Source organism: Actinoplanes sp. TFC3 (genome assembly GCF_001553785.1).
GTDB lineage: Bacteria > Actinomycetota > Actinomycetes > Mycobacteriales > Micromonosporaceae > Actinoplanes.
Map to the genome: position 1 here is coordinate 1,758,434 of NZ_LOJP01000001.1, position 6,007 is coordinate 1,764,440.

Annotated in this window: 6 protein-coding genes and 1 pseudogene; 4 read left to right on the forward strand and 3 right to left on the reverse strand. The window is 68.7% G+C overall.

What is annotated here, in order from left to right; all coding sequences use genetic code 11:
• A pseudogene (locus TFC3_RS37855) lies at nt 1-258 on the reverse strand (protein phosphatase); the annotation flags it as partial.
• Nucleotides 259-412: 154 nt separating this feature from the next.
• On the opposite strand from TFC3_RS37855, the gene argS reads away from it, so the two are divergent.
• A complete protein-coding gene (gene argS / locus TFC3_RS07985; protein ID WP_067497528.1) occupies nt 413-2,092 on the forward strand; it encodes an arginine--tRNA ligase in 1,680 nt (559 codons plus the stop codon).
• Here the strand turns inward: argS and TFC3_RS07990 are convergent.
• Entirely contained in the window at nt 2,087-3,031 is a 945-nt protein-coding gene (locus TFC3_RS07990; protein WP_067497530.1) for an RDD family protein, read from the reverse strand. The two genes, argS and TFC3_RS07990, sit on opposite strands and share 6 nt — an antisense overlap.
• Nucleotides 3,032-3,048: 17 nt before the next feature.
• Between TFC3_RS07990 and TFC3_RS07995 the strand changes: the two genes are divergently transcribed.
• A complete protein-coding gene (locus TFC3_RS07995) occupies nt 3,049-4,068 on the forward strand; it encodes a stage II sporulation protein M (RefSeq protein ID WP_082771922.1) in 1,020 nt (339 codons plus the stop codon).
• A gap of 59 nt (nt 4,069-4,127) precedes the next feature.
• Nucleotides 4,128-4,709, forward strand: a complete 582-nt coding sequence (locus tag TFC3_RS08000) for a DUF5753 domain-containing protein (RefSeq protein ID WP_067497533.1) — start codon at nt 4,128-4,130, stop codon at nt 4,707-4,709.
• Here TFC3_RS08000 and TFC3_RS08005 read toward each other — a convergent pair.
• A complete protein-coding gene (locus tag TFC3_RS08005; protein ID WP_082772399.1) occupies nt 4,690-4,881 on the reverse strand; it encodes a DUF397 domain-containing protein in 192 nt (63 codons plus the stop codon). The genes TFC3_RS08000 and TFC3_RS08005 overlap by 20 nt on opposite strands.
• A 161-nt stretch (nt 4,882-5,042) precedes the next feature.
• Between TFC3_RS08005 and TFC3_RS08010 the strand changes: the two genes are divergently transcribed.
• Entirely contained in the window at nt 5,043-5,915 is an 873-nt protein-coding gene (locus tag TFC3_RS08010) for a helix-turn-helix transcriptional regulator (RefSeq protein ID WP_067497537.1), read from the forward strand.
• The last annotated feature ends 92 nt before the right edge of the window (nt 5,916-6,007 follow it).

Sequence of the window (6,007 nt, forward strand, 5' to 3'; positions counted from 1 at the left end):
CCCCCGCCCACCCAGGCAAGCAACCTCCACCCGCTCGCCCGCAGCCCGCTCCCACGCCTCCTGCAGCACCGCTCGGGCCTGCACCCGGTCCAGCGGCAACCAGAAGTCGGGCCAGCGGATCGTCGGGTCCGGGCCGGCCAGGCGCACGCTGAAGTCGGCCGGCGGGCCTGGTGGAGCCGGGCGGCGCAGGGCTCGGCCGCGGATCAGCCGGCCGGAGGGCAGGGTGAGGATTCCGGGGTCCGCGGCGATCCACTGCATGGCGCTATGCTTCCACTCGTGTGCAGCATCAACCGCGACCGACGCCGGATCATGAGCCTCCGGTTGAGCTGACACGTGTCTTCCACCGGCGGGCTTCCGCCGGTGGTGCAGGAGTGGACCTCGGTGGGGCCTTGCCCGTATCGAATGGGTCCCGATGAATTTTGAAGCGCTTCTCGCCGCCCGGTTGCAGCCGGCCCTGGCCGCCACGGCCGGCACACCAGTTGATCCGGCCGTGCGCCGCTCGCCGCACGCCGACTACCAATCCGGCGCCGCCCTGCCGCTGGCCCGGACCTCAGCCAAAGCGCCGAACGGTAAAGGCGGTAAGGGGCCGCGCGACATAGCGGCAGACGTTATTGCGAAGGCCGATTTCGTAGGGCTGGCCACGGCCGAGGTGTCCGGGCCGGGGTTCATCAATCTGACAGTGCAGGACGACGTGATTGCGGCCGCCGTGCGGGAGCTGGCCGGTGATGAACGCCTCGGTGTTGCCCCGGTAGCCAAACCGCAGAGGGTTCTCGTGGACTATTCGGCACCCAATGCGGCGAAGGAATTGACCGTCGGGCATCTGCGATCGACCGTGATCGGGGATGCCGCCGTGCGGGTGCTGGAATGGCTGGGCCACGACGTGATGCGGGCGAACCATCTCGGGGACTGGGGCACATCGTTCGGAATGATCATTGAGTACGCGATCCGTTTCGGGCAGGAGCACGACGTCTATCGGGCGGCGCGAATTGCCTTCGACACCGATGATGAGTTCCGGGAGAGCGCCCGCCGCCGGGTGGTGCTGCTGCAGGCCGGCGACCCGGAGACCAGGGCCGTGTGGCGGCGGCTGCTCGACCGCACCAAAACCGATTTCCTGGCCGCCTATGAACGGCTCGGGGTGACGCTGACGGCGGCCGACTTCGCGGGGGAGAGCGCCTATCAGGATCAGCTGGATTCCGTTGTCGCGGAGCTTGATGACAAGGGCCTGCTGGTGGCGAGCGACGGCGCGTTGTGCGTCTTTCCGGCGGGCTTCCGCGGGCGCGATGGCGGTCCGCTTCCACTGATCGTGCGCAAGAGCGACGGCGGATACGGGTACGCCACCACAGACCTGGCAGCGTTGCGTCACCGGACCACGGAGCTGCGGGCTGACCGGCTGCTCTACGTGGTCGGAGCACCGCAGAGCACCCACTTCGCCATGGTGTTCGCGGTGGCCCAGGACGCCGGGTGGCTGCCGGGAACGGTGCGCGCCGAGCACGTGGCGTTCGGCTCGATCCTTGGGGAGGACGGCCGGATGTTCCGCAGCCGGTCCGGCGATTCCGTCAAGCTGGCCGAGGTGCTCGACGAAGCGGTGGCCCGGGCGGCCGTTCGCAATGGCGATCCGGCGATCGCGGCGGCGGTGGGCGTGGGCGCGATCAAATACGCCGATCTGAGCGGTGACCGGCGCGGTAATTACGTATTCGACTGGGATCGGATGCTCGCGCAGATCGGCAACACCGGGCCGTATCTGCAGTACGCGTACGCCCGGATCCAGTCGATTCTGCACCGGGCCGGAGACTTCGCACCCGGCGTGGTGATCGGTGAACCGGCCGAACGGGCGCTGGCCCTGGAACTGTGCGCCTTCGAACCGGTGATCACCGGGGTGGCCGAGTCGCTCGATCTCCACCGGCTGGCCGGTTACCTGTACTCGCTGGCCGCCTCGTTCAGCACGTTCTACGAGCACTGCCCGGTACTCAAGGCTGCTGCGGGCGTACGGGAAAGCAGATTGACGCTTTGCCTGGCCACCGGGCGCACGCTCGGAAAGGGGCTGGACCTGCTCGGTATTCAGACGCCGCAGCGGTTGGGTTCCGGTTCATGAGGGCGGCCGGGCTTCTTTCGCGATGCCCAGAATCGGCGGGTGCGTAATTGCGGGTTCCCACGCCGGACGACCGGGCGAGGGCCAGGCCGATCGGCCGAATCCGGGCCAGATCCGCTGGGTCAGTTCCCGGGTGGTGTGCACGCGATCGGCCGCCCGGCGACGCCTTTCGGCGAGCACCGCACTGAGAAACATCCACACGGGTACGCCCACCGGCACCGGTTGCGCAATGCGCTCGCTCACCTCGGCGGCCAGGCTGTACGCCAGCCGGGAACTCATCGGCTCGCGGATGTCGCGCACGCGAGCCAGGTAGTGCCGGGTGGCCAGCGCCAAGTCGTCGTCGAGGTTCGTCAGCTCCAGGCCGCTCGCCCAGCCCGCAAGATGCGGGGGCATCGCCGGCACCCAGCCCCAGGGTGCCGGCGTGCGCTCGTGCACCACGAACGTGCCGGCCGCCAGGTCACCCAGGCGCCGCCCGCGCGGCGAGCCGATCATTGTGCTCAACGCGACGGCCCAGGTGAACGGGGGGAACAGCATCCCCGGCCACTCCACCGCGAGGCCGATCAGGCTGCGGGTCAGCGCATGCCGGACCCGGATCGGGCCGCCGTCCTCGCGCACCACGCGCAACCCCAGCGCCCGTTTGCCCAGGCTGCGCCCGTTGCTCAGGGTCTCCACGAGGGTCGGGTAGCCGACGAAGGCCAGCACGATCGCCACCGTGACGAAGGTGTTGATCAGCGCCTCGTCAACGGCCTCACTGAACAGCCCGTCGGCGATCGCGCTGGCGGTGATGAACACCGTGACCCCGATCAGCACCTCGACGATCATGTCGAGCATCCGTGCCAGCGTGCGCGAACCGACCCGGGCATACCGGATGTCGACTTCCACCGCCTCGCCGTTGACGAGCTGCTCGCCCTGCTCGCGGCGAACCGCCGGCACCACACTCATAGCGGGTAGTTAACTAGATGACCGCCAAGTACGCTGCCGCGGTGGACCTGGACGCGTACGTCAGCGAGCGCCGCGGCGAGTGGAACCGGCTCGAGGCGCTGACCCGGCGGCGCCGGCTAGACGCGCACGAGGCAGACGAGCTGGTGTTGCTCTACCAGCGGGCGGCCACCCATCTGTCGGTGGTGCGCAGCCACTCTCCGGACCCGATCCTGCTGGCCTCGTTGTCGCAGCTGGTGCTGGCCGCGCGGGCCGCGGTGACCGGTGGGCGGCGGCTGTCGTGGCGCCCGGTGGCCCGGTTCTTCACCACCACGCTGCCGTTGGAGTTGTACCGCTCGCGGCACTGGTGGCTGACCACGATGGTGCTCAACGTGGTGGTCGGCGGGTTGCTGATCGGCTACTTCGCCGCCCATCCCGGCATCATCGAGACGTTCGCGCCCGGTGCGCTAGGCGGCACGGCGTTCAGCACCGATTTCGTCGACTACTACAGCGAGTTCCGGGCGCAGAATTTCGCTGCCCAGGTGTGGACGCACAACGCCATGCTCGCGGGGCAGTGCCTGGCCTCGGGGGTGCTGATTGTGCCCGCCCTCTGGATTCTCGGCGAAAATCTGCTCAGCCTCGGGCTGACCGGCGGGCTGATGGTCTATTCGGGGCACGGGGACACCTTTTTCGCGTACATCCTTCCGCATGGTTTTCTTGAGTTGACCTCGATTTTTGTGGCGGCCGGAGTCGGCTTGCGGATCGGATGGGCGTGGATCGCGCCGGGCCCGCACCGCACCCGCGGCCGCGCCCTGGCCGAACGCGCGCGGGCGGGCATGCTGGTTGCGCTCGGCCTGGTGGTGATGCTGCTGGTCAGCGGCGTGCTGGAGGCCTATGTGACGCCCTCGGGCTGGCCCAGCCCGCTGCGGATCGGCATCGGCTTCGCGGTGTGGCTGACCTTCATGGGGTACGCCCTGGGCGCGGGCGCGGCTGCCGAGCGTCGCGGGGAGGACAGCGAACTCGCCCCCGAACACACTGCCGAGCCCGTCCCAATGGCCTAGTATCTGCGAATCGCAGATTGCAAGCGGCCGTCAGCGGTCGCCTCAGTGAGGACAGGCGCATGGAATGGGTTTCGGACGCGTACGCCCGGCTGGTGGAGTTGGAGCGGGAGGCCGCGAGCATCCAGCAGAACCAGCCGCTGTACGTGCCTGGCCTGCTGCAGACCGAGCAGTACGCGACGGCCCTGGTGGCCGGGGTGCTGGGGCTGCCGTCGCAGGCACCCGGGGTTGCCCAGCGCGTCCAGCTACGCCGGCAACGCTCGGAGGCGTTCCTGCAGCGGCTCGAAGGCGCCAACCCGCCCGCGCTCACCTCGGTGATCGACGAGTCGGTGCTGCGGCGCCGGGTCGGCGGTCCGGCCACGATGCGCGCCCAGCTCGACCACCTGCTGGAGATCAGCGCCCGCTACCCTTCGGTGCGGCTCGCGGTGCCGTCGCTGGACAGCGACGCCCATCCGGGCATGACCGGCTCGTTCGAGATCTTTGACACCGCTGTGTTCTTCGAGACGCCCGGCTACGACCGGCTGGCCGAGGACCCGGAAACGGTGCAGCTCTACCGGCAGCGCTTCGCGTCGCTGCTGGCGGCCGCCGATGCCGGGGAGAAGGCGTCCGAGCGGCTGGAACGGCTCAGCGTGACGATTCTTTGACGAAGTCGATGAATTGGCGGAACACCACCACATCGAAGGTCAGCACGGCGCCGTGCGGGTTCTTGGAATCCCGGATCAGAACGGACTCGGGAGCGGACACTGCGACCTCGACGCAGCTTTCGGAGCCGCTCTTGGTGCTCTTGCGCCAAACGGGAATGACATCGTCCATCATGGTCACTGACGGTACCCGATATTCAACGCGCTGTATGGCGAGGGCGTCGGCCGAAAGGACAATGTTGGCGCCCGCACACTTTGCCCCACGCAATAATCCGGTAGGCTTTCGCGGATGTCTTTCGGCAAGCTGCAAAACGCAGATGGACGGAGGCCGGTCCGATGACGACACCGGTCGGGCCGACCGTTGCCCGCGAACGCCTGCGGCAGCGGCTGCGCCAGCTTCGTGACCAGAGCGGGCTCAGCACCGATGCGGTGGCCCAGCGCATGGACTGGTCGCCGTCGAAGCTGAGCCGCATCGAAAAAGGCGACGTGACCGTGCAACCCCTCGAGGTGCGCGCGCTGCTGTCGCTGTACGGCGTGGCCGACGAGGCCGAAGTCGGCGCGCTGGCCGGGCTGGCCCGCCGGTCGCGGACCCGCCAGTGGTACAGCAAGCACCGCCTGGCCGGTGACTACCAGCGCTTCGTGGCGTACGAGAGCGAGGCGTCGGAGATCTTCGTCTGGCAGGTGCTCTATGTCCCCGGCATGCTGCAAACGCGCGACTACGCCCGCGCGATGACCGCGCTGTCGCTGCGCAAGGACCCTGACCACGACGACGTGCACGCGCGCGTGGAGCTGCGGCTGGACCGGCAACGCATGTTCGAGGAGCGGCTCACCGAGGCCAAGCCGCCACGCATCACCGCGGTGGTGGACGAATCCACGTTGCGCCGCCCGGTGGGTGGGCGGGCGGTCATGGCGGACCAGCTCGATCACCTGCTGAGCCTGATGGCGCAGTCCGCGTACCGCATCGCCGTCACGCCCATCGACCTGGACCGCCACCCCGGCCTGGGTGGCACGTTCGAGCTGCTGGAGTTTGCCGGGACGCGCGACCCTGACGTGCTGTTCGTGGAGGCCGCCGGCGGCACCGACGACCTGCGCACCGACCCGGAGACGACCAGACGTTTCCGCGACATCTCGGCCAACCTGCTCGACGTGGCGCTGACCGGGGATGCCGCGGCCGACTTCATCCGCGGCATCCGAGGTTCAATGACCTAGACGAGTAAGTCCTAACTACCCCTGAGTCGTGGGCATGACGAAGGGTGTCGATGATCCGTTTGTGACGACAGACATCAACACCCTTCTGACCG

Coding starts and splice junctions, on each gene's coding strand:
- argS (WP_067497528.1), top strand. CDS start 413: ATGAATTTTGAAGCGCTTCTCGCCGCCCGGTTGCAGCCGGCCCTGGCC.
- TFC3_RS07990 (WP_067497530.1), bottom strand. CDS start 3,031: ATGAGTGTGGTGCCGGCGGTTCGCCGCGAGCAGGGCGAGCAGCTCGTC.
- TFC3_RS07995 (WP_082771922.1), top strand. CDS start 3,049: ATGACCGCCAAGTACGCTGCCGCGGTGGACCTGGACGCGTACGTCAGC.
- TFC3_RS08000 (WP_067497533.1), top strand. CDS start 4,128: ATGGAATGGGTTTCGGACGCGTACGCCCGGCTGGTGGAGTTGGAGCGG.
- TFC3_RS08005 (WP_082772399.1), bottom strand. CDS start 4,881: ATGATGGACGATGTCATTCCCGTTTGGCGCAAGAGCACCAAGAGCGGC.
- TFC3_RS08010 (WP_067497537.1), top strand. CDS start 5,043: ATGACGACACCGGTCGGGCCGACCGTTGCCCGCGAACGCCTGCGGCAG.